Origin of the sequence: Wolbachia endosymbiont (group B) of Eucosma cana, assembly GCF_947250645.1 — a bacterium.
Taxonomy (GTDB): Bacteria; Pseudomonadota; Alphaproteobacteria; order Rickettsiales; family Anaplasmataceae; genus Wolbachia.
Genome location: NZ_OX366334.1, coordinates 347015 through 372984, shown reverse-complemented (window position 1 = coordinate 372984; position 25970 = coordinate 347015). Strand labels below are relative to the sequence as shown.

The following is a 25970-nucleotide window of genomic DNA, read 5'->3' as shown; positions in this document are numbered from 1 at the left end:
TTACTTCTTGTACCACTCATTTATGAGTTTATTGATATCAGAATCTATAAAATCCTTTAGTGGTTGACTGGTTTTTATCTCGGCATTTTTAGGGATACACCTATCTTTACATATTGCGTACTTTATATGAAAGTTAATATCAACGTATTCCTGATTTGGAATGATATTAGTTTTAAAGGGAAATAACACCATATCTTCATATATGTTACTAACAAATGTAACTTCCCCAACTTTATCTTCATGTTCCTTGGGAGTAGGCCAATGAATATCTATATTTGATATGTTACCCTGACAGTCAAAGGAAGTAGGAAGGCCGAAATCTCCAGGGTCTTTGTAATATATATGCCAACCTGGTTTTATTGTAACCTTTATTGCGCCTTCAATGGTGAGGTTTGCTTTATTTACCTTACCAATGAGCAGATCAAATTTTGCAACTTCTTCTTCAGCGCACAATTGAGTGCAAGAAAAAAGTAAAAGTAGGATTGAGTATATACGTATTTTCATAAATACTCTATTTATGAAGAAAATAATTTAAGTTCTATCTATTATAATAAAAATATTATATAAATCATTTGTTAATATAATATTATGCTAATACAAATATAGTAGCAATTATAACTTTCATATATTATTTTTTTATTTTTAAGCAGTTATAATATTAAAGAGACGTAACAAATATAAATAGTAGTGGCTTTGCATAGAAAACCACAAATTTATTTCCTTTATAAATGTAAGACTTTTTAGAACTAGAAAGATACCTTGGAGCAACTTGCTCCAAGGCTCTTGTTTACTTAGAATCCACCCATTCCGCCCATTGCTCCTGCACCCATAGGTGATGAAGCATTTTCTTCTTTGTTTGGTAGATCAACTATCATAGATTCAGTAGTAATAAGTGCGCTTGCTACAGACACTGCTGTTTCAAAAGCAATACGAACTACTTTTGCCGGATCAATTACACCAGCTGTTGATGCATTAGCGTAGTTCATAGCCTCAACGTTGTATATAAGCTCTTTATCATTCTGCTTAATCAAATAGTCAATTATAACAGCAGATTCAAGACCAGCATTTTTAACCAATCTTTTGATTGGAGCACTGAGAACTTTTTTGACAATGTTGATACCTATTTGCTCTTCATCGCTTGAAGCTTTTAGCTTATCAAGAGCAGATGCAGCGTAAAGAAGTGCAACTCCTCCACCTGGAACTATCCCTTCTTCAATTGCAGCTCTTGTTGCATGAAGTGCATCTTCTACTCTATCTCTACGTTCTTTTACCTCTACTTCAGTTGCTCCACCAACTTTGAGTACAGCAACACCGCCTGATAATTTTGCTAAACGCTCTCTTAGCTTTTCTTTGTCATAATCAGAGGTTGAAGTTTCAATCTGAGATTTAATCTGGTTAATTCTAGCATTTACTCTGTTTTGTTTGTCACAGTCGCTGTCTTCACTAACAATTGTGGTATTGTCTTTAGTGATTTTAACATTTTTAGCAGTACCAAGATCTTCAAGAGTCAAATCTTCCATCTTGATTCCAAGCTCATCTTTTATGACATACTTAGCACCTGTTAAAGCTGCTATATCTTCGAGCATCTCCTTTCTCCTATCACCAAAACCTGGAGCTTTTACTGCAGCAACTTTTAGACCACGTAATTTGTTGATCACTAAAGTGCTTAATGCTTCACCTTCAACATCTTCTGCAATGATAAGCAAAGGTTTACCAGACTTAAAAATAGCCTCAAGAATAGGAAGTAAAGGTTGAATAATATTAAGTTTTTTTTCTGTAATCAGCAAATATGGATCATCAAGCTCCACACTCATCTTTTCATTATTTGTAACAAAGTATGGAGAGAGATAACCACGGTCAAACTGCATACCAGTTGTAAGTTCAACTTCTAATTCTTTTGAACCCTTACTCTCTTCAACAGTGATGACGCCTTCTTTTCCAACCTTTTTAACAGCATCAGCAATGCTATTACCAATATCTTTATCACCATTTGCAGAAATTATTGCAACTTGTGCAACTTCATCCATTTTCTCTAAAGAAATTGTGCGAGACATTGATGTAATTTCCTTTAATATCACATCTTTTGCCTTCTGTATTCCATTTTTGATACAAATACGATCATTTCCAGCTGCAATTGACTTTGAAGCTTCCATTATCATATTGCTAGTCAGTATTGAGCATGTTGTGGTACCATCACCAACTTTGTCATTACACTGAGAAGCACTTTGAGCAATGGTGCTTACTATCGCAGAGTGTAATGGTTTTTCAGGCTTTATACCTTTCATTACCTTATAGCCATCCTTTGTGACCTCTGGTCCACCATATGGCTTACTAATTCCTATTGTATTTCCCCTAGGCCCTGCAGTTGCTCCCACCGTTGAGTCAACCATTGCTGCAACTTCACGAAAGGCTTCTTGCAACTGTTCGCCTGATACTACTATGTTAGCCATTTTTATCACTCCTTAAATTAATAAAAAATTTAGAATATTAAAATACATAATGCACTATATAGCGCATTAAAATAGGGATACCTACTTGATAACAGCAAGTAGGTCTGACTCCTTCATCACGACATACTTTTCATTGTCATGCTCTACTTCTGTGCCAGCCCACTGCCTGTAGAAAACCTTATCACCAGTTTTTACAGTTAAAGCTATACGCTCTCCGCTTGAGTTGCGTGAACCACTACCAATTGCTATAACTTCACCTTTAGTAGGCTTCTTTTCAGCACTTGATGGTAGTACAATTCCACCTTGTTTTTCTTCAGTAATAGGCTTTATTAGCACGTTATCATCTAATACATTCAAATTTACACTTGACATTTATGTTTCCTCATTAATAGATTAACCTACAATTCTATGTAGTCATCTAAAGGTTACATTTCAAGGGCTGGAGTTAGTAAAAGTGTATAATTTAAGGTTTGAACAGAAGTTTTATGGGTTACATACCGCTAGCAAACCGTAGTGTAATATCTTTATACGGACCAGATACGAGAGATTTTCTTCAGGGTATTATAACAAATGACATTAATAAACTAAGTAGCCAGCAGGCAATTTACTCTTTATTACTCAACCCTCAGGGAAAATATCTGTACGATTTTTTTCTCATTGAATATGGTGGATATATTTTCTTAGAGTGCGAAAATGTGCACTTACAGCAAATTATCGAGAAACTAGATTTACTTAAAACTTATTTGAGAGTGAAAATTAAAGACATTAGTGCACTATATAAGGTTGGAGTTTTGTTTGATGCTAAGTTGGCGGAGTGTAGTAGTAAGTCACAAGTTATTTTTCAAGATCCAAGGCACAAGCTGCTAGGAATGAGGATCATACATAAAGATGAAATAAAAGAACCGGTTGGAGATTTTATTCAGTATGAAAAAGTTAGAATTACAAACCTTGTCCCAGATGGAGCAAAAGATATGGTGCAAAATTCATCATTTCCGCTGCAATATTTAATCGATAAGATAAATGGTATAAGTTTTAATAAAGGGTGCTATATAGGTCAGGAAGTTGTAAATCGAATGAGCAGACAAGAAAAATTCAGAAGGAAACTTTACCTTGTTGAGGGAAAAAATGCACTTCCAAATATTGGCACTAAAGTAATCAATGAACATAATGAAGAAGTAGGAGAACTACGCTCTAGTGTTGACAATATTGGACTTGTATTGCTTAATACTGGAAAAAGCCACGCAAATTTATATGTCGGTGGAGTTAGCATTAAGACGTTATAAAATATCTATTCGAGTTTGAAAGAAAAGAAACAAACAATGAAGCAACCAAGCTGATATAGTTATGCAAAAACTAATATAATTAATTGCTATTTTAACACTTTTTTGATAATAGACAATAAGAAGGTAAGGAATGGTATTTAAATTAAAATTTTAAACATTCTTAAAGTAATGCTTTAGATACTTCAAGGTAAAACTTTTAAAGTAATACTTGAGTATTTTTAGATATTAATCTGGAGGTTCAACAGGCACTTTTTTATGCTGTTTAAGAAGAGCAAAAATTGCATTTTCTCTTGCTGAAAGCTTGTGTTTCTTATATTTTCCATAATATACATTATGTAATTTTCGATGCTAATAAAAATATCTGCCAATCTAAAAACAACTCAATTTGCCACCTTACTCTGTAATACTTGCTCAGCACTAATTTTATCCTCTGGAATATTAGTTTTGACCAGTTCAACAATTTCTGATTCCTTTTGGAAGATCATGTGATTTTGCCAATTTATTAGCTTTTCTTCTTCTGGCTAGAGACTGCTCTTCAGTTAATTTATGACATATCATTCTTACTCTAATCTTTGCTTCTTTTCCCAACAACACCTTCATTTCTAAAAATAGCTTGTCTCCTAAACATTCCAATAATTCCATTTTTTGATTTGTTTCTATAGCATATACATTGGTATCAACGACTTATAAAATAAGCTCCCGTTCCATTGATCTGTTTAAAAGAACTTGAACCAAGGTCAGATATTAGCAACTTCTCCCTATAACCTTCTTACTCCCTCCGTTATGTTAAGTTGATCCAATGTCTGATTTAGGTAATCAAAAACTAATTTTAACTTTATTCCACACTTAGTGTTACTCTCATAACCTTTGTCCATAACCTTTATATAGATTTTCCATGCTGTTAGGCAAAGCTACTATCCAATGCTTTTAAATTGCTGCAAGATTCTACAATCAATTTGCAGGGTATTTTAAATAAAGCCATTGTACATTCTTTTCATAAATTCTACTGCTTCTTTAGTAAACCTGAAATCTAAACCCTGTTTCGTTATTATCACAGATTCTTCATTTAATAATTGGCACATTGTATCTATGATTCAGTCTGTAACCCCTATATTACCCAAAATTATAGCTTTTATGAATCATCAATTACTCAATTTTCTTTTCCTTTTCTGTTTCAATTATTTGCCATTTCATTGAAAAATTTGTTGAGGTAATTTGATAAGCAAGTTATTTTATTCATCATTAGTTCTCTCACTAAAATATATCCGAGAGAATTTTATATCTTCTTATCCTATCTTCTTCATACCTTTATTTCCTTAACTTGACCCTTATGCTTTTTTAAATGTTCCCGAATTGTGGTGGTTGCCATCCTTCTCCACATATGTCGTCATTACCAAACGTTCAATTTTTTTTAATTTATCTATTAGAAAGTTTGGCTAAAGATGCTTGATTATTTTTTCTAGATATTTTAAACTAAAATACTAAGTAAATTAAAATAAGATTATGGATTCTGATAAAGCAGGCAATGCAGAAGATTTAGATAACGAAAAACTTCAACTGATATGCAAGGCTTATAACAGAAGGTTACTATCAATTCAAAGAGTTGTTGATGGCATTAATTCAATGGATTACAGTAAACTTAAAATCTTATGCAAGTATAATAATAAGTTTAGTTGCAAAGGTATTGAAGAATTACTATCAAATAAGGAGATCGTTGATAACATCAATGATTTTGATGATGACGTGTTTGAAGTGATATTAAATGAAGGAGGCATACTAAAAATGCTAAAAGATGGGAAGGTTTGTAGTGATGAATTTGACAGTAGTGATGACGAGGGGAGTGAAGAAGATCATGAATATTATGATAATATTGATGACAAGGAAGATGAAAAAAATGATCTGAATAACTTTGCTAAAGAAGCACTAGGAAATAAAGGAAATGATACTGATAATGAAAACCGTGTTGATGATGATCAGTTTTATGTTTTTCATGGTAATCAGTTTTGTATTGTTGATGGTAGTCAGCTTTATATTAATGAAGAAATACTTAAATTCATATTTGACATCGGTAAGTTTAGTAATGAAGATATGACAAAATTATTAGAAAATAAGAAAATTCTTGAACGTATCAATTCGATTGATCCTAAAAAATTTAAAATCATACTTAATACTGATAAGTTTAATGATACCAGTATTATTGTAGAATTACTAAAAAATCCAAACACTATTGAGAATATCAACCTTATTAGTGAAGAACTACTTAAATACATAGTTGAGAATGATAAGTTTAGTAGTATAAAAGTACTAGAAGATCGAGAATTTATTAAGCTTATAAATTTGATTGATCCTGAAAAATCTAAATCCGTATTTAGGCAGTTTTATGGTACCAGTATTGTTATAGAATTACTAGAAAATCAGGAAGTTGTTAAACGCATCAATTCGATGAATCGTAAAATATTTGACTTGATATTTAGATATTCTGATCAAGGATATATTATGAATTTACTGAAAGATCAGAGTTTGTTTGATCAAATCAATTCTCTTGATGAGAGTAAAGTTAGTATCATGAAAAGTGATTATTTTTTTACAGATAAAGAGATTGCAGAAATACTAGAGACTTCATTACCTCAACTCCATTCTATTGATGGTAATAGATTAAAAATTATATGCAAAAGCGTTAAGTTTAATCCTACAGATGTTAGAGAAATACTAAAATGTCAGAGTCTATTCGTTCGAGTCAATTCTATCGATCTTGAAAAACTTGAACTTATATCTAGTAGTAATAAGTTTGATTGCCCCATGATTATGGATTTACTAAACAGTCGGGATTTTATCAATTCTATTAATACTGAAAAATTTCGACTTCTACTTGATAGTGCACAATTGAATGGCAAAAGGATTATAACACTACTAAAAGATCAAAATGCTGTTAAGGGCATCAATTCTGTTACCACTCAAGAGCTAAAAGCAATAACAGATAATGTTACTGGTAAGGTATTTGTTAATATATTTAAAAATTTTAAACCTAGCGTAAAGTCGACTTTGAGGCTTGCTATACTCCTGCGTAAAGCTGGTAAAATTACAGATATTAATATCGATTACTTGAACAACAAGGAACGTATTTACGAAGATATAATTAAATATGTTCCCCAAGAGCTGAGCATATATACTCAATATCCTTCCCCAGAGATTGGCTTAGACGTTAAAGATCTTCCTCAAGAGCAGGACATAAATATAAATTCACTTATATCATTCCCTAGATTTAAAAGATATATTGGATGCAAAGAACCTGTGTCAACATTATATAATTTATCTCTAGAGCAAGTTATTGAAAATATCAATCCACATGAAAGAGCTAGGTATTCCTAACACTACTAAATTCATTTATTTATAATAATTTTACTATATCGTAAAACCATCTATATCAGACTGTTTTTACTATATTTTCTTGGTAAAATCACTGGTAGCTGACACCGAGGTTGAGAAAATTTTTGTAATATAGACTATCAATGATTTTTCAGTAATAATATAGTTTTAGGTGGATATAGTGAACGTTTCATACACATTAAGCTAATTAGAACAGGTTGAATTCAAATGTTGAATCTAGAATCTCTGCCAAAACATCTAGCAATTATTATGGATGGTAATGGTAGGTGGGCAAAGAATCAAGGAAGGGTAAAAATTGATGGCTATAGAAAAGGCAGTGAGGTTGTATTTGATATTGCTAAGCATTGCACAGTCCTGGCCATACCTTACTTAACTTTGTATGCATTTTCCATGGAAAATTGGCTCAGATCTGAAAACGAAACAGACTACCTATTTAATTTATTTTACTCCACTTTAACTAATGAAGATAAAATGAAATTCATTTACAATTGTAACATTAAGTTAAATTTTATTGGCAATTTAAGTCTATTGCCCAGTAAAATATTCGATCAAATCAAAAAAGCAGAAGAAGTGACACATAAGAACGATGGTCTATTACTCACTGTTGCAGTTAGTTATGGAGCAAAGCAGGAAATTATACATGCTATCAACAACGTCATAAAAGGAAATATTGATTGCGTATTGGAAGAGGAATTTGAAAAATTTCTGTATACTAAAGATTTGCCAAAATTGGATTTATTAATTCGCACTGGTGGCGAAAAAAGGTTAAGCAATTTTTTATTATGGCAAGCAGCTTATGCTGAATTGTATTTTTGTGATACTTTGTGGCCCGATTTTTCTTGTCAAGATTTGACCAAAGCACTAGAAGATTATACAAAAAGAGAAAAAAAATATGGTAGATAATAACTTTATGGTTAGAATATTGTCCTCAATAGTAATATTACTCATATTTTCTTTTGCTACATATTTCAGTGATTTATCATTTTATCTACTAATTTTTTCAATTGCAGTTTTATCTTCTTTTGAATGGTATAATCTAACTCAGGGCAATAGAATCTTATACATTTTCGCATTACTATTAATCGCACTACCAAATGCCTCGCTAATATGCCTATATAATCTACCACAGGGAAAATATGCATTAGTATGGCTTATCTTAACTATTTGGAGCATCGATATTGCTGCCTATTTTTTCGGCAAAAATTTTGGTAAAACTAGAATTTGTCCAATCATTAGCCCTGGGAAAACTTGGTTAGGACTTTTTGGTGCAGTCTTAGCTGGAATAGTGTGTACAATTTTTGGCTCAATATTTTTGAGTTTATTTCCAATTTTCTATTCCCCAATAATTGGCGTTACAATTGCTATTCTAGCCCAACTTGGAGACTTTACTGAATCACTCATAAAAAGAGTTTACAATGTTAAAGATAGTGGAGGTATAATACCTGGCCATGGAGGAGTACTTGACCGTATGGACAGTTTCATCTTTACTGCCCCCTTTATTGCTATTTACATAAGCTAAAGAATGAAGTGCTATTAACCTTTGGTCCTTTCCTTTTTATTCACTGCTTTCACCTCAACAAATTGAAATTCTTCGGAGTTTACTATTTCACTCATGGGCTTACTGCAATAAGGACAATACATTTCTCCTTCTTTATGTAAATATACTACTGGATGACCAGAACCATCATCATTCTCATCACCACGGCAGCAAACTATTAGATTATTATCCCTCACTTCTGACATACTGCTCCTTTATTTTATAGTATTTTGTACATCGAGCATAACCGCTTTGAAGTGGAGAAAACAACAAATATTTATTCTCCATTTTTTACCCTATTTAGATTAATCAATTCGCTTTGGACACTTTTTGATACAAAATTGCTAACATCTCCTCCTAATCTCGCTATTTCTTTCACAAAAACTGATGAGATAAATTGAGTATCTTCAGATGCAGGAAGAAATATAGTTTCGATTTCAGGAAGGAGTTTATAGTTTACCCAGCTCATTTGAAATTCATAATCAAAATCTGATACTGCTCTGAGCCCCCTGATAATAACAGAAGCATTTTGCTCTTTGGCAAAATTCATTAATAATCCATTGAAAGATATGACATCTGCGTCAATTCCTAGTCCTTTCACTTCATTTTCAGCCATGCTTGTGCGTAGATTTATGTTGAAACTAGTATGTTTGTTAACATTTTCTGCAACACCAATTACTAACTTATCGACTAGCTTACATGCTCTTTTTATTATGTCAAGGTGCCCCAAAGTTATAGGATCAAATGTACCAGGATAAATTCCTATTTTGTTATTAATGTTCATTCTTTGTTTCTATACTTCAAAAACTTTTGATGGACATGATAACGTTTTTTGTCTAAAAATGAAAGTACGTAGTTGGCCTGATAGCTCAGTTGGTAGAGCAAAGGACTGAAAATCCTTGTGTCGCTGGTTCGATTCCTGCTCAGGCCACATTCTTTTTCTTAATGTTCTATAGTATATTATAGTATTAATATAATTATTTAGGAAATAATGTATAAATGTTACAATAGAATATTTAATATACTATTAATTACATTTCTACTATTAAGTAATATCGCTTATAGTGAAAAAGCAAACAAAGAACCATCTGCTTTGACAGCAGAGAATGCAGTAAATTATAATATAATTGTTGGTTTATTGAAAACAGATGAATCTCAAAATATCTATGAGATATTCAATAATTTTGGGGTTAAAACTATATTCATTGACTACGACAAAATAATTAATCTAAAAGAAATCCAAGAAGAGTTTGCAAAACAAGATGAAATATTGGCAAAAAAGCTGATACTAGATCGAATAAAAGTTGAAGTTGCAAAATTTATCAAAAAGCAAAAGATAAACAGAATATTTATTTCAGATAACTTTCATTCAGCTCTTAACCCTTACCGCCAGCTTGTGAATGAAGCAATTGTAAAAATAGTAGATGACAATCCTACAATTCATTTGCTTGCCATATGCGGTGGTTTACAAGACATTATGTATGCAAAAGAAATTGAAGTAACAAATGTTGTTAATGATGAGAAGAATCATTTAAAATCAGCACAAAAAGAGAATATACCTCTTCAGCAGATAAAAATTGTTCCAGGTAGTCGTTTGGAAAAAGTGGTAGCTAGATTTTTACTACCTAATCAAAATGGCTGGTTTTCAACTTATTTTCCGAATGCTCATTCAGGTACAGTAAGTAATACTACAGAGAATAGAAGAAGGCTAGAGCTACTTGGATATAAAATTGCAGCATTTGCCAATGACGGGGTAATAGAAGCTATCGAAGATAAGCATGGTAATATTTACTTTCAAAGTCATCTAGAAGCCCTTGTTGTCAAATCAGATAAAAACTCTCGTTTGTCAAGCCAAAAGGTACGTCAGGTTTCAACACTAGTTGCTATAGCGATTATAAATGATTTTCTTCATCGCGTTTAATGCTAAAATAAGGAAAATCATCTAATGTCATGCCAGTACCCTTTTTCTTGTTATTCCAGCTTGTGACACTGGAATGGCTTTATTGCATCACTCTTCGGATAATAGGTAACGTGGAATGAAGCTATCTCAAATTTAGCCATGCCTATATCAGTAATTTTGTTAAGCAAATAACACTTGAGCTCTCTCACGATTAACCTCAGATTTGTTTCTAAAACTAAACCAAAATGTTTGCTTCAGTCGCGAGAAAAAACTTTCTATATAAGATCTCTTCCCATAATTTATCTCTTTTTTCCACCTCTTCATACCATCTTCATCATATGACTTTATGAGCTTGATTGTAGAATTTCTCTCATCCATATAATCCAACTTTGGATGCTCTACTGCATTATTTTGCGGAGGAATCCTTGTCTTTATGTCAAGCTCATCGCACAGTTTGTATAACTTCTTTCGATCTGTCTGCATATAGTGTGCTTATATTATATTAACATCAATCCTTGCAATAAGATCACATGCTCCATAGTGGTCAGAATAAACTCCACCACTGTATTTTGCTGCTATAACTTTTTTGCTACCTATCTCTAGCATTACATCTTGTTTGCTCATAGCGGCGATACTTTCTATCTGTACCATTTGCCTTGCTATGACCTGGAATATTATTGTACTATCTATGGCAATCTCAATATCTTCTGTATTATTTTTATCATGTCTTCAATTTTGATGTTAAGTTTTTTAAGCCTTCTTGAGGCCTGTAATAACTTGCAAGTTTTGCTCAAGGTACCCTGCTATAAATCCCGCTGTTTGTCTCAGACCTATTCTAAATAAATAAGTTATTATGTGAACCAGAATCACGACCTTATCGCTATAAATATAGTTGCCAACAGCCATTTTTGGACCTTTTTCGTACCAATTTTCTATGGCATCATTGACGTAATAAAAAATATTTACCCTCTCTTGGAGAAATTTGTTATATTCATGGCAGTTACTGACTCTCATTTTTTGTGGCATATTTTTCTTTATACCAATTCCCGTTACACGGGAAACAGATAGACAATAATGGAAGAAAAGCCATAATGAAATAAGTGAAATAGTTTAGGTATAAATGGCACTCAGATCAAAATTATTGGATGAAGAAGTAGTAAAATCAGCAAAAGAGATGCTGAAGAAAGTAAGGAATAATGCATATGTTTCAAAAAAACTAAACGCTGTAATTGCAGCAAAAAAGTACAGTATAACGTCTGTAGCAAAAATATATTGCATTTCAAGAAAGGCACTAACTTCGTGGATAAAACTCTTGAAATTTGGCAGAGAAGAAAAACTGTTTGCTTCTCGATCACGCCGAAGAAAAACTAAATTAAATCAGGCTCAACTACAGCAAATTGAAGCATGGATAGAAGAAAACCCTAATATTACCATTAAAGAAATGAGAATAAGAATACAGGAAAAGTTCGACTTAAATATTAGCAAATCTACAGTACACCGCCATATGCAAAAGATGAAATTTTCATATATTACACCAAGACCAGTACACAACGTACAAGATAAAAGTAAACAAGAGGAATTCAAAAAAAAATCTCAATGAAGTTATTGGAAAGTATCCTGAAAAAGAGCTATTTTTCTTTGATGAATCAAGGTTTGGCACACATTCGAAAGTTGGGCATGGATGGTTTAAAAAAGGTACTAGAACTCGGGTTAAAATAAAGTTAGGTAGGCATAATTTTTATCTCTACAGTGCAGTTAATCCTAAAAATGGAGAGAGTTTTAGCTTATTTGCACCAAATGTTAACACTGATTGCATGAATATATTTCTTGAGCAAATGTTGCAATATCTAGGGACAAGAGAAGCTGTTCTTGTTATGGACTGTGCTAGTTGGCATAAGTCAAAAAATTTAAAGGTACCTAAAAACATTGAGATTATATACCTACCTCCATATTCACCTGAACTTAATCCTGTTGAGAGGCTTTGGTTATATATAAAACAGAACATTTTGCGCAATAAAATATACAGTACTATTGCTTTGCTTGAGAGCACTTTATGCAAATTTCTTACCTCTCTTGCTACTTCTACAATTAAACAACTCTGCTCTGTTTCCTATTTGACTCCACAACAATGAGAATTGGTATTAGTAGGTTAAATGCTTGTCTTATAGTGAATTTTGTCAGTAACTGCCAGCTCTTTTTATTTGACCTATGCAACAAAGCCCACTGGAATCTAGGAATTTTAGGTACAAAAGTAATCCTAAGTTGATGAGATTAACGAAAAGAGTGGATTACAGCGTCACACGCTGGAATGACACCTACTTTTTTCAGTGATCCATTTCTTATCATCCGAGTGGCCCTTGTCATTCAAGTAGCCGCGCTGTAGAATAAAATTTTTTATTTTAATGAAAAAATTGCTTCCGCATACTCAAGATGCCATTATAATGATAGCAGAGATATTTAGAGAGCTCAAAATCTATCTCGGTCTGCAGACCTTTTAACCAATTTTTCAATAAAAATTCAGCCACATCTGTTGTGTGTACATTCTGAATCTTTTTTATACAGGAGGATTTTATGTCCAGAATTCCAGATATTTGACCTTTACTTTAGCTAATAACAGGCGCCTGTAGTTTTTAGAATTAGTGTTAACACGGTTTTTCTACTTTTTTTTTCTTAATGTTTTAACTCAATACACACCATCATCATTTACTGCTTCTAAATATATCATTGCTAAACACACGCCGCTGTGTATTTCTATAGATAACTCATTGCCTAAACTTCGATTAAAGCAAGAATTCTTTCCTGGAAAAGCAAGGTTACTAAGGTACAGTTCCCATTGTAATCCTTTAGTTGATATTTGAGCTTTCGGTATACCAAGTAAGGACATTTTAGTATTTTTTAGCAAAGAGGAAAAATAGGTAATACCCTTTTGTAAGGCGTACCCCACCATGGAAGGCGAAGGCATATAAAAGATACTATCTGTACTTGAAAAAATGTTGATATTTTGTAGTATATGATCAATTGCTCCTCCAGTAATACCCGTTACTATTGATGGCAATAACTTTACTGTTTTTAAGTGAGCCATTGCTTTAGAAAAGTCGCAATAATCTTGATCAGGTAGATATACTGTATTTAAATTAGCACGTAAATTCGGATTTATACTATCCAAATCTCCTATTACAAGATCAGGTTTTACGCCAATTGATAGAAGCTTGTTTGCTCCTCCATCTACAGCAATAACAGGTATATCTTGTTTAAAAAACGATGAATCAGGCATTTCTCCATTTAGTACTACAATAGAACGATATTCTTGCTCCACGCTACAATGTAGCATATGGTTATAAAACGCTCCGTGCAGTTTTTGCATCGTAGTAACATTTTTGAACAATTGATATTATACTGATCACTAATCCAGCAATATTACTGAGTATCACAAAAGTTAAACCCTGACAAATACCGTAAATAAGCCAAGATGATGAACAAATAAGATAATTCACCAACATTAGCATCGATATGTCACGAGTAAGTTTTGTGATATATGCTCTATATACTTGAGGCAATAACCCAATGAGAGATGTAATGAACGCGATGAAGCCAAAGCATTCTTCAATATTTATATACATACATTTTCCTACGTTTGTTTTAACAAGATCAGGTTCAAAGGGTTGTACTTTATGTACTCTCAGCTTTTTTAGAGCACCCCTAATGCGTGTAATTTATAACATCATTTAGTCTATTAATCAAGAAATTAACAGTGACTTGCATTCATGAAACCCAATCGGCTTCTATGCTAATTATTATCCAAACTAATAGTCGGCTGTGCATCCTGCTCAGAGAATGGGCTATTACTTCTTCGATAATTCCTATTGCATTTTGCACTATATGCTTTCTTGCAGAGGTGATGGCATGCGCTTGTTGACGCCTCAGCATTGCTTGTGCAATCTCAGATGAATAGGCCAAATGCGATATTCTTGCTTCTGCAATTTCAATTCCAGCAATATTCAATCTTTGTTGTAGCATTGATCTCAATTCATTTGAAATTTTATCAGAATTTTTACGCAAAGATTCCTCATCGTTTTCGCTATCATACGGATAATTACTTGCCAGTTCTCTAATTACCGAGTCACTTTGCACAAAAACAAAATCATGATAATTATTAACATTATAATATGCCTTCGCAGGACTGCTCACTCTCCAAACAATTACTACTGAAATCTCTATCGGACTTCCATTAGCATCATTAACTTTAATTTTTTCTGTGTTAATATTCTGAAATTTCAGAGACACTCTATATTTACTCGAAAACGGAAGCGTTACGCATATTCCAGACTTAAAATAAGTTCCAATATAATGACCAAAAAACTCTATCACTCTTGCTTCATTAGGGTCATTAACGAAAAGTGCCTGAAGAAAAGTCAAAATTGAAACAGCAGCAACTCCAAGTGCAATTGTGCTGTCATACACAAAAAGTACCAATAAAATTAACCCTAGCGCTATTAGTACAGGAAAAGCCTGAATTTTACTTAGATTTCTATCACTTATCGTATTTTTATCTGTGCTGTCTTTATCAGATTGCTTTTTCACTTGCACCCTCTCTGCTGATTATTTCATCTACCTTACTTACAAATAATTTAAACTCTCTTAATTCACGATCAGGCAACTTTATCTCATTGCCATGAGCTATCGTAAGCGGATCAATATGTTTACCATTATATATAACTTCATAATGTAAATGAGGTCCTGTTGCAACACCAGTGCTGCCGACATAAGCAATGATCTGCCCCTGCTTTACTTTAGAGCCTAACTTTATATCGCTACTAAATTTGCTTATATGTGCGTAACAAGTTGAATATTCATTTTTGTGTTTTATTTTGATGTAATTTCCATAGCCACCATTCTTTCCTATATATTCTACCACACCCTCTGCAGCAGCATATATGGGACTGCCAAGCTTAGCTGCATAATCTACTCCTTTGTGAAAAGCAATTTTACCGCGAACAGGATGCTTTCTATTACCAAATTTCGAAGATATACGAAAATCTCCGTTTAAAGGATTTACAAAAATTTCGCTACTCTTCAAGCTTACCCCCTCTTTATTAAAATACACTTCTTTTGCTTCTTGTGACTCATAATGATACAAGCTAATGACCTTTTTATCTGTTGTCAGTGAAGTATATAAAATTTTTTCTTCGGCCTTCTGATTACTGAGTGATTTTTCACACAGCACCTCCAATTTGCTTTTGGGCACAATGTCTTTTTTAAAATCTACACCATAACCTTTATATATGTCGATTAATCTCATTACTGTATTTGGCGCCAAACCTTCTGCGTCAAAAAAAGAGGATTTTATGTCACTGGATATGAATAACAACTTTCTATCACTTTCTGTCACCAAAGCAGCTTTTTTTTTCCTGATCCCGTGCTGAAGTAACGCTGGAAAGTGGTTTAGGTTGCTTTCTGTTATTCCAGTGCTTGAACAGTTTTTTAATCGAAAATGTTGTATAGCGTGCTGTTTACAATCAATTTCCAGTGTCTGGGCACTGGAATGACAATAGTATTTCTGCGCAAATGTTTCAGTTGCATATGCTGGTAAAATACAAAGCAGTGGAAGTATTACCAGCCTCATAGTTTATCAGCAAAAATAAAATTACCTTCAACATACTGCACATCATCATTATCTTCTAGCTCTTCAACTAATGTAGATAATTTATCAATTAATTCTTTGTCGCTCACTTCAATCAGGTCCTTTGGTTGCCATGAAAGACGAGCAAGTTCTGGTTCTCCAAATTTTGTATAGAAAGCGTCACGTACTTTACCAAAGTCTTTTACTTCACAAGTTATAACATATAATTCTTCTTTGTTATTTTCCTCAACATTCAATACTTCTAATTCAATTCCATAGTTAAATAAATCTTCAAAATTTATACCCCCTGCTTTATAGACAATTAAGCCTACATGATCGAAAAGGTAACTCACACATCCTGTTTCTCCCAAATTACCGCCTTTGCGAGAAAAGATATAACGTATCTCAGAAGCAGTTCGGTTGCGATTATTTGTCAGAGCATGGACAATAAGTGCAGCACCAGAAGGTCCGCAGCCTTCATATTGTATTTCTTCATAACTTTCTCCAGCAACGTTACCAGCTGCATTTTTTATTGCTGTTTCTATTTTATCTTTTGGTAGATTTTCCTTTCGCGCAGCAAAGATAGCAGAGCGAAGACGTGGATTGAGTTCGGGATCAGGCAGCCCTTGTTTTGCAGCAACTGTTATTTCCCTAATGAGCTTCGTAAATTTTTGCGAGCGCTTTGCATCCTGAGCACCTTTTCGATGTTTTATATTTGAAAACTGTGAATGACCAGCCATAAGAAAACTAATTCACCCCTTCTGCTAACATATTTTCATACTGCTCAGCTTCTAAGTCAAGGCCAAGAGCTAAGTGAGCTGTTATTAAATAACTAATAACTCTAGAAGAATATTTATCGCTTATCATATTTTGAAAACGCTTAATTGCTGCTAAATATTCACCACGCTTTAGGTAAAATTCACCAATAGAATACTCTTTTTTTGATATATGTTCTGTGATTAATTTTTCTTTTTCTTTGATCTCTTCTATATATTCGCTATTCGGAAAAAGATTAATATATTCAGTAGCTAGCTCTAAAGTTTTATATGCAATTTGTTGCCCAAGCTGCACTTTATTAATTTGCATGTAATAAGATAATACTCTTAAGTAATATACATATGGCAAATCTTCACCATTTGGATAAACGTATATATAATCATCCATATCACTTGCAGCACTGCTGTAGTTACCCATATTATAGTAAGAAACTCCAGATAATAATTTTGCTTTCATTGCCCAATAAGATAAAGGATACAAATCCTCTATCTTTTGAAATGCTCTAATAGCTTGTTTATATTTTTTCTGATCATAAAGCTTAACTGCCTCCTCATATAGTTCAGTTTCAGTGTGTTCCAGATCATCCCCATACGAATGCACAAAGGAGCAAATAAGGAGAAAAAAGCATATGATTAAAGTCTTATACATAAGATTTTTTTTGATCAAAATAAAGTATAGGCTAAATATTACCTAAATAAACAAATTTTTGGCATTATCATCAAGCAAAAACCTGCCCTTTCCCTATATTACCTATACCAGCACCTGTTGGAACACCTTTTCCACTCACTTCTACGTTCTCTAGCTTTCTAATATAAGAATGTATGATCAATCCACTTCCGACCATCAAAAGAGCAATACCTACCAGACCTAAAGCAGGCCCAACAGCAGATGATGCTAATGCTACTTCAGAAATCAACATTATCCTCCTAATTAGTAATAAAGAAGAACCAGCAAGCATTAACTTAGCTGTAGACATATTGCTTGTCTTTTTTTCAAATTTCTCATCAAAGCCTTGCTCTTTTTCTACTTCAGAATTTTTATTTTTCTTGTACTCACAATAGCAAAAAGTAGCACTCGCTACAAAGTAGAATATACTAGAAATTGAAAAAGCTACGTCTTCTATTATTCCTTGTGCCAATGCTTCGCTTACTATGCTAGCCACAATAACTAATGTAACTAAAGCAGCATCAGCATAGTTACAGTAATCATCAACTGTATAAGGAATGTCTCTCTTTTCTTTTTCTCCATCTTCAATATTCTCCAACTCTCGTTCTTTTTCTGCTATTTTTCTATCATTATAAATTAAATATAGCGTGCAAATAAGAGATAAGACTGTGAAAGGTAATATAATATGGCCTAATGCACCGCTTATAAGGCCAAGTAATACCTGATCGCTACATGTTTTTTCGAGCTCAATTGCCATCAATAATGCAAATGGAACCATTGTTACCAATGATACACATTTCCTATGTAGCTCTCTTTTTTTTAGTGTTAATAGTTCTTGTTCGAGCTTTTTGCTTTTTTCTTCCTCTCTTTCTTTTCTGACTTCTTCATCAACTGTTGGCCAAAAATCCCAGAAAAAATCTTCCATTTTAGCACCTTTTTTACCTTTGGATCTTTTTAAAAAAAACTTAGTGCCTGTAATACTAGTCATATGAACAGACCAACTTATAAACTAATACATTATACAGGATTTTAACTAATCAGTCAATATTGTGAAATTATTAACTTTCTTTGTATACTCTTAAGCAATTTAGTCAATCTGTTTGATGCCAGCTAGAACGTAATTATAGCCTGACCACATAGTCATAACAGCTGCAGCCCACAAACAAATCACACCTATGTATTTAGTTGTTTCATAATCACTCATTATTAATGCCACTATAGCAACCATCTGAAAAAATGTTTTAATTTTCCCAGCTTTGCTCACAGGTAGACTAACGTTTGTAGCTATCAAAAACTCTCGTAAACCCGAAACTAATATCTCCCTACAAACAATTATAACTGACGGTATAATTGTAACATCATCTATTTTTTGCTTATAAACTAGCATGATTATTGTTGAAACTACTACTAACTTATCAGCAATTGGGTCAAATAATTTGCCAAAATTCGATTGGACTTTCCATGCACGTGCTAAATAACCATCAAAAAAATCTGTAATGCACGCAAACATAAAGATCAATATTGTTATTAGACTTGCATATTTACTTTCTATATAAAAGCTTGATATTATTGCCGGTATCGCGAGCGCACGAGAAATTGTTAGCAAATTAGGCACGTTTTTCTTAAGCATGTAAGTCACACTATTGGTAGATAAACTTATACAGAAGTACAACAGAATTCACAAGCTAATAGTTGAACATTCATAAAAACCCCATATACTTAAAAAATTACTAACAATAAGCTCAAAGCATGAATAATGATTTAGATAACACCACAAAACAAGAAGCACTTAAGTACCATAATAAAAGTGGTAAACCTGGTAAGGTATCGGTTATACCAACAAAACCCTTATCCACACAGCATGACCTATCACTTGCTTATTCCCCTGGTGTTGCAGCCCCATGCCTTGCAATAGCTAAAAATCCTAAAGCTGTTTATGATTACACGGCAAAAAGCAATTATGTGGCTGTCATTTCAAATGGCACTGCAGTGCTTGGGCTTGGTAATATAGGTCCTCTTGCTTCAAAACCCGTCATGGAAGGCAAAGCTGTTTTATTTAAGCGTTTTGCTGACATTGATGCAGTCGATATAGAAGTTGACACAGAAGATATAGAAAATTTCATCAATGCAGTAAGGTATCTTGGGCCAAGTTGGGGGGGAATAAATTTAGAAGATATAAAATCTCCTGATTGTTTCATAATAGAAAAACGTCTAAATGAATTGATGGATATTCCAGTGTTCCACGATGATCAACATGGAACTGCAGTAGTTGTTGCAGCTGGTATAGAAAATGCCCTCGATATTGCTGGAAAGAAATTAGAAGACGTCAAGATCATCATGAATGGAGCTGGAGCAGCTGGTATTGCGTGTTTGGAAATACTGAAGTCTATGGGCGCTAAGAACATAGTACTATGTGACAAACAAGGAGTAATACATAAAGACAGAAAAGAGGACATGAATGAGTGGAAGGAAAAATATGCAATTGACACTAAAGAACGTTCTCTACTTGATACCATAAAAGGCGCTGATGTATTCATCGGACTCTCTGCAAAGGATGTGCTTAGCGAAGAGATGTTAAAAAGCATGAGCAAAGACCCGGTCATTTTCGCTCTTGCTAATCCTGATCCAGAAGTAAGGCCTGAATTTGCAAAATCTGTAAGGCCAGATGCAATAATTGCAACTGGTAGGTCAGATTATAACAACCAAGTCAATAATGTAATGGGATTTCCTTACATATTCAGAGGGGCACTTGATGTATATGCAACGACAATAAATGATGAAATGAAAATTGCCGCTGCAGATGCAATAGCAAAGCTTGCTCGCGAGCCAGTGCCGCACGAGATATCTGCAGCCTATGGTGGTCGTAAAATGAGCTATGGACGTGAATATATAATACCTACTCCATTTGACCCAAGATTAATTTCTATAGTATCTCCTGCTGTTGCAAAAGCTGCAGTTACCTCAGGTGTAGCAAGAAAGGAAATAAAGGACTGGAATGAGTATGCAAGTCAATTAAAATCTCGTCTTGCTAGTGCTCTCAGCACGCTGAATCTATTGTCTTCACAATAATCAATTGCATATTTTAGACTTATAATTAAAATAAACTGATGACTATTACAATTCACGAGTTAGAGAAAATTATCAAACAATCATTTCCTGATGCTGATATAAAAATTAAAGACCTTGCTGGAGATGATGATCACTACCATTTAAAAATAACTTCCAAGTGTTTCTCTGGAAAGACAAAAATAGAACAACACAGAATGGTATACAAGGCTCTTGAAGGTCAGTCTATACATGCATTGCAACTAGAAACTGGAGCTTAAAATTAAGGTGATATTTATGAACAACTTTGAACAAATAAAAAAAGACATAGCAGAAAACGATGTAGTGCTGTATATGAAAGGCACCTCTGACTTTCCTCAATGCGGATTCTCTGGGCTCGTCGTATCAATTCTCAAAAATTTGAATGTAAAGTTTAAATGCATCAACGTACTTGAGAATGATGAAATACGTCAGTCCATAAAAAGTTTTTCTGATTGGCCAACAATTCCACAAATATATATAAAGGGAGAGTTTATTGGTGGCTGTGACATAATCCGCGAGATGTATGAAAAAGGTGAATTACAAAATTTGTTAAAAGAAAAAAAGGTTATTGCGGAGTAAGTTTACAGTATCCGTTCAGCAGAGTGGCAAAATAAGATAGATAAAAACATAGTGTTAGTGTCCAGACACTGCCTTCTTTTCTGGATTTCAGTGTCAGCTACTTGAATGACACCCTTTTAGTAGCACACACACAACTGTACAAATATTGTGATTTATACCTCAAAAATGCGAGTAGCTCATTTGGTGTCATCCCAGGTGGGATCCAGGAATTTTGAGTTTTTGATGAGATTATGACCACGCACTGGGATGACAGGATTCGTTGTCATGTTACATTCGAGTTATACCTTATCACCAGGCTTAACAAATAGATGGCCCAATGTTATTAACTTTATAGGCTTATCTTCGTTATTTGCCACTACCCAAACACCATCATCTTCATGATCAACAATTTCTATTGCTGTAAATACTACATAATTATTGTCATCAACAATCTTTATTCCAAGAACGCCATCATCACTTAAACTTAAGGCCGAAGAAGGAATTTTATATGCAAATCTTTCACCTGAAGGGAGGCTTACACTAGCAGTCAGTCCTTGCAAGGATATAATCTCATTATCAGTTACCTTTACCTCCACTCTATAAGATCCAGTTTTAGGCTCAGCAATTTTACTAATAAAACTCACTTCACCTACTAATTCCCTTCCGTCTAGCAAATTAATTTGCGCTGCACTACCCAGTTTTATTTTATTTACTTCATTTTCTGAAACATACAACACTACAAGAACTTGATCAAAATTAACTATGTCAGTTATCTTCTGTCCAGAATTAACAAAATCCCCTTCATTTACGTTGATCTTATCTACATAACCATCAATAGGGGATTTAATTGCAGTATTTTCCAAATCCAACTCTAGCCTTTTTAGGTCAGCTCTTGCACTCTGCAACGCAGTAAAAGCTGATTCCACTTTTATTTGCGCTCCATACCCTTTTGTATTCAATTTTTTAGAGGAATGATACTCAATTTCACGCTGATTTAATAAAGCTTTGGCTTTCTCAACTTGTGCAACTCTGTCATAATCTTCTATCTTTAAAATTACATCGCCTCTCTTTACCTTTTCACCATCAGACAAATAAACGGCAATAACTTGACCACTTGTTCTTGAGACAAGGCTTGCTCTATGCAAGGGATTTACTGTACCAGAAAAATTTAAATATACAGCGCGATTTTGTGGAGTATAATCCTGAGTTTTTACTGAAAAACTACTAATTGGATTATCACTATGAACCGCCTGATCTTTTTTTAAAAATGTACTGTTGATAAAAAACAGTAGAATAAGAGCAATACCGGAAACGATGATTACTTTGTTTCTCATCCTTAAACAGTAAAATTTATTGACCAATCTTGTTAGAAACAACTGCATAAAATTTCAAATCAGAATCTAAGTATAATACATCTATTGTCACTTTATAAATAGTTTTATATGAGCAAATTTTCCTATAATAAGTAAGTTTTTTATTGCTAAAATGGAATTTTTAATCAAGAAACCGTATCTGAAAAGTTATTATGCTAATATAAGTATTAACATTATATTAGCATATAAGTACTAACGTGGTATTAGTTCTATAATTAAGGAATATATTATGACAAATCTTATACTCAATCCTCCATTTGAATGGAAGGCACTTCATGATTGCTATAGAGAATGTGAAGAAAAATCACCAGGTAATAGTTGGCAGGTAACAGCGGAGTAATGCACCCATTTGTCTAGACCATTTTTTTCAAAGTGATCCGATTTTTAAAATGAATATGTTGATAAATACGTCGACACACATTTAAAGTATTTATCAATATATTCATTTACTGTTTATGATAATAAAGATCAGCAGGAACTTTATAATGTAGAGTCTGATGTCGCCTTCTATAGTTATACCAAGCAACAAAATCATTTATTATAAGATTTAAATCTCTGATACTATTTGGTCTATAATAATATATAGCTTCTTGCTTTAAAGTTCTCCATAAGCGCTCAACAAATATATTGTCGAAGCAACGTCCTTTATGGTCCATACTGATTTTAATATTAGCACGCTCTAATTCCATAATAAAGTTGTAGCTAGTAAACTGCACCCCCTGATCACTATTAAAAATCTCAGGTTTACCTTGTTTTAGAGCTTCTTTGAGAGTATAAAGGCAAAATCCAGCATCGAGATATGGTGATAATGAATGAGCAATAATATAGCGACTATACAAGTCCATTATTGCCACAAAATAGATAAACTTACCTTCTACCATAATATATGTTATATCAGTAGCCCATACCTGATTAACTCTACAAATAATCAAATCTTTGAGTAAATAAGGATATATTTTATGCTTTTTTTCTTTAATACTTGTATTACATCTTTTTCTACAATACAGCCCACTAATCTTCATTTTTTTCATAATTCTTAAGATTTTTTTGTGATTGACTACTACTCCACTCGCTATGATTTCAGCAGTAATTTTACGATATCCATAACGGCAATCAGAAGCCAAATATACTTCTTGAATCAAATTTGCTACTTCACTTTCGTTATTAATTATAGGCCTATAATATAGGCTAGATCTGCAAATCCCCAATAAATCAGCCTGTTTCCTAATTGACAGATCAGAATCTTTTTCTATAAACCTTACTCTATCTTTTTTGCTTATTTCAGTAATTTTTTTTTCAAATAGCTATTTTCCACTGTCAATTCTCCTATTACTTTATGTAAACTTTCTATTTCTTGCGCTAAGATTCTTTGTTTTCTCGCACTTTCACTTTCTTCAACAAATAGGTCTTTTAACCTTGCCAATACTCTATCACGCCAATCATATAGATTTGTTGATGGTATTTTATATTCACTACATATCTCAGCTGTGCTTTTTTGATTTTTTATTGCTTCCAAAGCTATCTTTGCTTTTAACTCTGGTTCATATTTTTTTGTTGCCATACTTTTACCCCTTTACCTTCCTACTCGGATCAACCATTTTTTTTTGGTCTAGTTTATGGGGTGCATTATAGTTCTATAGTAAAATAAAGGTATCTATTCAGCAGAGTGGTAAAATAAGGTAGATGGGAAAAGACAACTATAGGAACAAATAGGTGTCATCCCAGTGTCAAGCACTGGGATGACACCTATTTATTTTCGGTGCTTCCTTTCTTGTCATCCGAGTAGCCTTTGCTTGTCATTCAAGTAGCAGACACTCGAATCCATTATACTCCGTAAATTTAACTGGATGCCAGTGTCTGAGCACTGGCATGACAACAAAGGAGCTACTTTCATGACACCCATTTGTTTATATGGTTGTCTTTTCTCATCTACCTTATTTTGCCACCCTGCTGAATAGATATATTAGCATATATTTAAATAGGGTAATAGCCCATCACTAAATGGGTACCCAATTGCTCAACACTATCAATTTTAATTTGTAAAGTGTCCTTTATAAACTTGTTAGCCTTTTCTATGCTCATCGTAATTATATATTTATTTTTTTGAATACGCGATGAATAGCTACATTTATGTAAGTCTAAAATTTCAACAAATCTGCTTCTATCATCTTTATAGTTTATAGTGAAAAATTACGTTAACACCCACAGCTTCTTCTTTATCATATTTAATATCAATTTTTGGTTTATGGCCATAGTTTGCTCCAATAATCCTTCTTATTGAGTGTTCTACTGCCATTTTTATTATTTTAGGATTACTGCAGTCTGAAACAGGCACTGATTTATAATCATGAGCAGCTACTTTAGCATAAACCGACTGGCTTTCTAATTTATCTGAGTATTTTTCATTAAATTCCTTTATCTTTTCAAAATGTCTTTCATATTGAGTCAATCCATCTTTCCCTTTTTTCTCCATCCTTTTCAAGAATTCCTCTACTGGCTCTCGTTTGGCTAGAGTAATTTTGCGTATAAGCGGAATTTGTTTTTTCAAGCTAATCCAATATGGTAGGCAAACAACTTTTGCATCTTTCGAAAATAGACCTTCTAATTTTTTCACTGCATTGTATAAGTTTGCTGGTTCTGGTTTATAATGCCCACTATTATTGTCTATATAAGTTATTTCACCATTTACCACTTTCATTAAACCAGAACATAAAACTGGCTTACCACCTGCAAGAGTTGAATGACGATAAGCCCATTCGCTTTTTTTAACATTAATATGTTCATGAGTTACTAGCTTTCCGTCAAGCGTGATCACATAAGCTACACAACCTTTTTCATCCTTACTAATTTTATCAGTTGTATCATATAGTTTGCCTTTAAAGCCTTTTAACTTGTTACCTTCCATTTCTGGCATTAAGTCAACGTATAATTTTCCTTTATAAGGAATGTTGGTATATTCTGCTTGGTCATCTGGAGTAAAATAATTAACCCTTGTATTAGTTCCAGGAATTTTTCTTTCTTTAACTCCAACTTCTGGAAACAAATTATATCGTGGAAAAAAATAAGTAAAATTATTCTCTATCCAATACAGAATCTTATTTATGATACCAAAAACCTTTCTATTACCTAAATCAATAGAGAGTTGCTGTTCCTTTGGTACTGCTAGATGATTGGACTTTGTACCAGATTTGCCAAATTCTTTGGCAGCATATTTAAACTTTTCTAGTAAATATTCCTTACGTTTTTTTGATATTGACATTTTTACCTCATTTACTATTATTTTATCCTATATTATTTTAGACAAAAAGTCAATCTTTCTTAAGACATTCAGA

General features: G+C 33.2%; 24 protein-coding genes, 1 tRNA gene, 3 pseudogenes and 1 riboswitch. Of the genes and pseudogenes, 10 read left to right on the top strand and 18 right to left on the bottom strand.

Going from position 1 to position 25970, the window contains the following annotated elements:
• The 3 genes from OOK99_RS01840 to OOK99_RS01830 all read right to left on the bottom strand — a co-directional run bounded on the left by OOK99_RS01840 (position 1) and on the right by OOK99_RS01830 (position 2822).
• Complete coding sequence (locus OOK99_RS01840) at positions 1–504, bottom strand: protein-disulfide reductase DsbD domain-containing protein (protein ID WP_264720002.1); 504 nt, start codon at positions 502–504, stop codon at positions 1–3.
• Between the two features lie 287 nt (positions 505–791).
• A complete protein-coding gene (gene groL, locus OOK99_RS01835; RefSeq protein WP_264720001.1) occupies positions 792–2450 on the bottom strand; it encodes a chaperonin GroEL in 1659 nt (552 codons plus the stop codon).
• A gap of 81 nt (positions 2451–2531) precedes the next feature.
• On the bottom strand, positions 2532–2822 hold the full coding sequence (locus OOK99_RS01830; RefSeq protein ID WP_007302813.1) for a co-chaperone GroES: 291 nt from the start codon (positions 2820–2822) through the stop codon (positions 2532–2534).
• A gap of 113 nt (positions 2823–2935) precedes the next feature.
• Here OOK99_RS01830 and ygfZ point away from each other — a divergent pair, with 113 nt between their 5' ends.
• Positions 2936–3733, top strand: a complete 798-nt coding sequence (gene ygfZ, locus OOK99_RS01825; protein ID WP_264337239.1) for a CAF17-like 4Fe-4S cluster assembly/insertion protein YgfZ — start codon at positions 2936–2938, stop codon at positions 3731–3733.
• Between the two features lie 376 nt (positions 3734–4109).
• On the opposite strand, the pseudogene OOK99_RS01820 reads toward ygfZ, so the two are convergent.
• Positions 4110–4973: pseudogene (locus OOK99_RS01820) on the bottom strand (transposase); the annotation flags it as partial.
• 263 nt (positions 4974–5236) lie between these two features.
• Between OOK99_RS01820 and OOK99_RS01815 the strand changes: the two are divergent.
• The 3 genes from OOK99_RS01815 to OOK99_RS01805 all read left to right on the top strand — a co-directional run bounded on the left by OOK99_RS01815 (position 5237) and on the right by OOK99_RS01805 (position 8639).
• Complete coding sequence (locus OOK99_RS01815) at positions 5237–7102, top strand: hypothetical protein (protein WP_264720000.1); 1866 nt, start codon at positions 5237–5239, stop codon at positions 7100–7102.
• A 225-nt stretch (positions 7103–7327) separates the two neighbouring features.
• Positions 7328–8023: a polyprenyl diphosphate synthase gene (gene uppS, locus OOK99_RS01810; RefSeq protein WP_264719998.1), complete on the top strand. Its 696-nt coding sequence runs from the start codon at positions 7328–7330 to the stop codon at positions 8021–8023.
• Positions 8013–8639 (top strand): phosphatidate cytidylyltransferase, encoded by a 627-nt coding sequence (locus OOK99_RS01805; RefSeq protein ID WP_143689098.1) that lies wholly within the window; start codon positions 8013–8015, stop codon positions 8637–8639. Before uppS ends, OOK99_RS01805 begins: the two co-directional genes overlap by 11 nt.
• A gap of 14 nt (positions 8640–8653) precedes the next feature.
• On the opposite strand, the gene OOK99_RS01800 is transcribed toward OOK99_RS01805, so the two are convergent.
• Together OOK99_RS01800 and coaD are read right to left on the bottom strand one after the other, a co-directional pair.
• On the bottom strand, positions 8654–8863 hold the full coding sequence (locus OOK99_RS01800) for a zinc-finger domain-containing protein (protein WP_006013766.1): 210 nt from the start codon (positions 8861–8863) through the stop codon (positions 8654–8656).
• Positions 8864–8934: 71 nt separating this feature from the next.
• Positions 8935–9441: a pantetheine-phosphate adenylyltransferase gene (gene coaD / locus OOK99_RS01795; RefSeq protein WP_063630499.1), complete on the bottom strand. Its 507-nt coding sequence runs from the start codon at positions 9439–9441 to the stop codon at positions 8935–8937.
• Positions 9442–9515: 74 nt separating this feature from the next.
• On the opposite strand from coaD, the gene OOK99_RS01790 reads away from it, so the two are divergent.
• Together OOK99_RS01790 and OOK99_RS01785 are read left to right on the top strand one after the other, a co-directional pair.
• A tRNA-Phe gene (locus OOK99_RS01790) sits at positions 9516–9588 on the top strand.
• A 60-nt stretch (positions 9589–9648) separates the two neighbouring features.
• Positions 9649–10578, top strand: a complete 930-nt coding sequence (locus tag OOK99_RS01785; protein WP_264686443.1) for a gamma-glutamyl-gamma-aminobutyrate hydrolase family protein — start codon at positions 9649–9651, stop codon at positions 10576–10578.
• Between the two features lie 116 nt (positions 10579–10694).
• Here the strand turns inward: OOK99_RS01785 and OOK99_RS07120 are convergent.
• Positions 10695–11583: pseudogene (locus OOK99_RS07120) on the bottom strand (transposase); the annotation flags it as partial.
• A gap of 94 nt (positions 11584–11677) precedes the next feature.
• Here OOK99_RS07120 and OOK99_RS01765 point away from each other — a divergent pair.
• A protein-coding gene (locus OOK99_RS01765) for an IS630 family transposase (RefSeq protein WP_264719402.1) occupies positions 11678–12689 on the top strand; the annotation gives its coding sequence in 2 pieces (ribosomal slippage) (positions 11678–12139 and positions 12141–12689; 1011 coding nt in all).
• Between the two features lie 551 nt (positions 12690–13240).
• Here the strand turns inward: OOK99_RS01765 and OOK99_RS01760 are convergent.
• The 8 genes and pseudogenes from OOK99_RS01760 to pgsA all read right to left on the bottom strand — a co-directional run bounded on the left by OOK99_RS01760 (position 13241) and on the right by pgsA (position 19250).
• The gene (locus OOK99_RS01760; protein ID WP_264719997.1) at positions 13241–13921 is read right to left on the bottom strand and encodes a thiamine diphosphokinase; all 681 of its coding nucleotides are present in this window, start codon (positions 13919–13921) and stop codon (positions 13241–13243) included.
• Positions 13893–14177 (bottom strand): SemiSWEET family sugar transporter, encoded by a 285-nt coding sequence (locus OOK99_RS01755; RefSeq protein WP_010404806.1) that lies wholly within the window; start codon positions 14175–14177, stop codon positions 13893–13895. Before OOK99_RS01755 ends, OOK99_RS01760 begins: the two co-directional genes overlap by 29 nt.
• A riboswitch (TPP riboswitch) is annotated at positions 14166–14268 on the bottom strand. It overlaps the preceding gene by 12 nt.
• A 76-nt stretch (positions 14269–14344) precedes the next feature.
• Positions 14345–15138 (bottom strand): annotated as a pseudogene (locus tag OOK99_RS01750) (SPFH domain-containing protein).
• Entirely contained in the window at positions 15122–16180 is a 1059-nt protein-coding gene (locus OOK99_RS01745; protein ID WP_010404800.1) for a M23 family metallopeptidase, read from the bottom strand. The pseudogene OOK99_RS01750 and the gene OOK99_RS01745 overlap by 17 nt, the downstream one beginning before the upstream one ends.
• Entirely contained in the window at positions 16177–16917 is a 741-nt protein-coding gene (locus OOK99_RS01740; protein ID WP_264719990.1) for a YebC/PmpR family DNA-binding transcriptional regulator, read from the bottom strand. Before OOK99_RS01740 ends, OOK99_RS01745 begins: the two co-directional genes overlap by 4 nt.
• Before the next feature lie 7 nt (positions 16918–16924).
• On the bottom strand, positions 16925–17602 hold the full coding sequence (gene bamD / locus OOK99_RS01735; protein ID WP_143689106.1) for an outer membrane protein assembly factor BamD: 678 nt from the start codon (positions 17600–17602) through the stop codon (positions 16925–16927).
• Positions 17603–17672: 70 nt separating this feature from the next.
• Positions 17673–18608: a hypothetical protein gene (locus OOK99_RS01730; RefSeq protein WP_406719329.1), complete on the bottom strand. Its 936-nt coding sequence runs from the start codon at positions 18606–18608 to the stop codon at positions 17673–17675.
• A gap of 99 nt (positions 18609–18707) precedes the next feature.
• The gene (gene pgsA, locus OOK99_RS01725) at positions 18708–19250 is read right to left on the bottom strand and encodes a CDP-diacylglycerol--glycerol-3-phosphate 3-phosphatidyltransferase (RefSeq protein WP_264330557.1); all 543 of its coding nucleotides are present in this window, start codon (positions 19248–19250) and stop codon (positions 18708–18710) included.
• A gap of 119 nt (positions 19251–19369) precedes the next feature.
• Here pgsA and OOK99_RS01720 point away from each other — a divergent pair, with 119 nt between their 5' ends.
• From OOK99_RS01720 to grxD, 3 genes are read left to right on the top strand one after another with little or no spacing between them, the layout of a single operon-like run.
• Positions 19370–20689 (top strand): malic enzyme-like NAD(P)-binding protein, encoded by a 1320-nt coding sequence (locus OOK99_RS01720; protein WP_264719988.1) that lies wholly within the window; start codon positions 19370–19372, stop codon positions 20687–20689.
• Positions 20690–20727: 38 nt separating this feature from the next.
• Positions 20728–20946 (top strand): BolA/IbaG family iron-sulfur metabolism protein, encoded by a 219-nt coding sequence (locus OOK99_RS01715; protein WP_006012412.1) that lies wholly within the window; start codon positions 20728–20730, stop codon positions 20944–20946.
• Positions 20947–20962: 16 nt separating this feature from the next.
• Positions 20963–21286, top strand: a complete 324-nt coding sequence (gene grxD, locus OOK99_RS01710; protein WP_063631065.1) for a Grx4 family monothiol glutaredoxin — start codon at positions 20963–20965, stop codon at positions 21284–21286.
• A 278-nt stretch (positions 21287–21564) separates the two neighbouring features.
• Here the strand turns inward: grxD and OOK99_RS01705 are convergent, their stop codons facing one another.
• The 3 genes from OOK99_RS01705 to OOK99_RS01695 all read right to left on the bottom strand — a co-directional run bounded on the left by OOK99_RS01705 (position 21565) and on the right by OOK99_RS01695 (position 25897).
• Positions 21565–22599 carry an efflux RND transporter periplasmic adaptor subunit gene (locus OOK99_RS01705; protein WP_264719987.1) on the bottom strand — a complete coding sequence of 345 codons (1035 nt, stop codon included), beginning with the start codon at positions 22597–22599 and terminating at the stop codon, positions 21565–21567.
• A gap of 485 nt (positions 22600–23084) precedes the next feature.
• Positions 23085–24199, bottom strand: a protein-coding gene (locus OOK99_RS01700; protein ID WP_214303219.1) for an IS3-like element ISWpi17 family transposase whose coding sequence is annotated in 2 segments (ribosomal slippage) — positions 23085–23926 and positions 23926–24199 — 1116 coding nt in all. Because the reading frame shifts where the segments join, the coding sequence is not laid out codon by codon here.
• A gap of 609 nt (positions 24200–24808) precedes the next feature.
• Positions 24809–25897, bottom strand: coding sequence for a hypothetical protein (locus OOK99_RS01695; protein WP_264719986.1), 1089 nt, complete (start codon positions 25895–25897; stop codon positions 24809–24811).
• Between the last annotated feature and the right edge of the window lie 73 nt (positions 25898–25970).

Coding starts and splice junctions, on each gene's coding strand:
- OOK99_RS01840 (WP_264720002.1), bottom strand. CDS start 504: ATGAAAATACGTATATACTCAATCCTACTTTTACTTTTTTCTTGCACT.
- groL (WP_264720001.1), bottom strand. CDS start 2,450: ATGGCTAACATAGTAGTATCAGGCGAACAGTTGCAAGAAGCCTTTCGT.
- OOK99_RS01830 (WP_007302813.1), bottom strand. CDS start 2,822: ATGTCAAGTGTAAATTTGAATGTATTAGATGATAACGTGCTAATAAAG.
- ygfZ (WP_264337239.1), top strand. CDS start 2,936: ATGGGTTACATACCGCTAGCAAACCGTAGTGTAATATCTTTATACGGA.
- OOK99_RS01815 (WP_264720000.1), top strand. CDS start 5,237: ATGGATTCTGATAAAGCAGGCAATGCAGAAGATTTAGATAACGAAAAA.
- uppS (WP_264719998.1), top strand. CDS start 7,328: ATGTTGAATCTAGAATCTCTGCCAAAACATCTAGCAATTATTATGGAT.
- OOK99_RS01805 (WP_143689098.1), top strand. CDS start 8,013: ATGGTAGATAATAACTTTATGGTTAGAATATTGTCCTCAATAGTAATA.
- OOK99_RS01800 (WP_006013766.1), bottom strand. CDS start 8,863: ATGTCAGAAGTGAGGGATAATAATCTAATAGTTTGCTGCCGTGGTGAT.
- coaD (WP_063630499.1), bottom strand. CDS start 9,441: ATGAACATTAATAACAAAATAGGAATTTATCCTGGTACATTTGATCCT.
- OOK99_RS01785 (WP_264686443.1), top strand. CDS start 9,649: ATGTATAAATGTTACAATAGAATATTTAATATACTATTAATTACATTT.
- OOK99_RS01760 (WP_264719997.1), bottom strand. CDS start 13,921: ATGCAAAAACTGCACGGAGCGTTTTATAACCATATGCTACATTGTAGC.
- OOK99_RS01755 (WP_010404806.1), bottom strand. CDS start 14,177: ATGTATATAAATATTGAAGAATGCTTTGGCTTCATCGCGTTCATTACA.
- OOK99_RS01745 (WP_010404800.1), bottom strand. CDS start 16,180: ATGAGGCTGGTAATACTTCCACTGCTTTGTATTTTACCAGCATATGCA.
- OOK99_RS01740 (WP_264719990.1), bottom strand. CDS start 16,917: ATGGCTGGTCATTCACAGTTTTCAAATATAAAACATCGAAAAGGTGCT.
- bamD (WP_143689106.1), bottom strand. CDS start 17,602: ATGTATAAGACTTTAATCATATGCTTTTTTCTCCTTATTTGCTCCTTT.
- OOK99_RS01730 (WP_406719329.1), bottom strand. CDS start 18,608: ATGACTAGTATTACAGGCACTAAGTTTTTTTTAAAAAGATCCAAAGGT.
- pgsA (WP_264330557.1), bottom strand. CDS start 19,250: ATGCTTAAGAAAAACGTGCCTAATTTGCTAACAATTTCTCGTGCGCTC.
- OOK99_RS01720 (WP_264719988.1), top strand. CDS start 19,370: ATGAATAATGATTTAGATAACACCACAAAACAAGAAGCACTTAAGTAC.
- OOK99_RS01715 (WP_006012412.1), top strand. CDS start 20,728: ATGACTATTACAATTCACGAGTTAGAGAAAATTATCAAACAATCATTT.
- grxD (WP_063631065.1), top strand. CDS start 20,963: ATGAACAACTTTGAACAAATAAAAAAAGACATAGCAGAAAACGATGTA.
- OOK99_RS01705 (WP_264719987.1), bottom strand. CDS start 22,599: ATGAGAAACAAAGTAATCATCGTTTCCGGTATTGCTCTTATTCTACTG.
- OOK99_RS01695 (WP_264719986.1), bottom strand. CDS start 25,897: ATGTCAATATCAAAAAAACGTAAGGAATATTTACTAGAAAAGTTTAAA.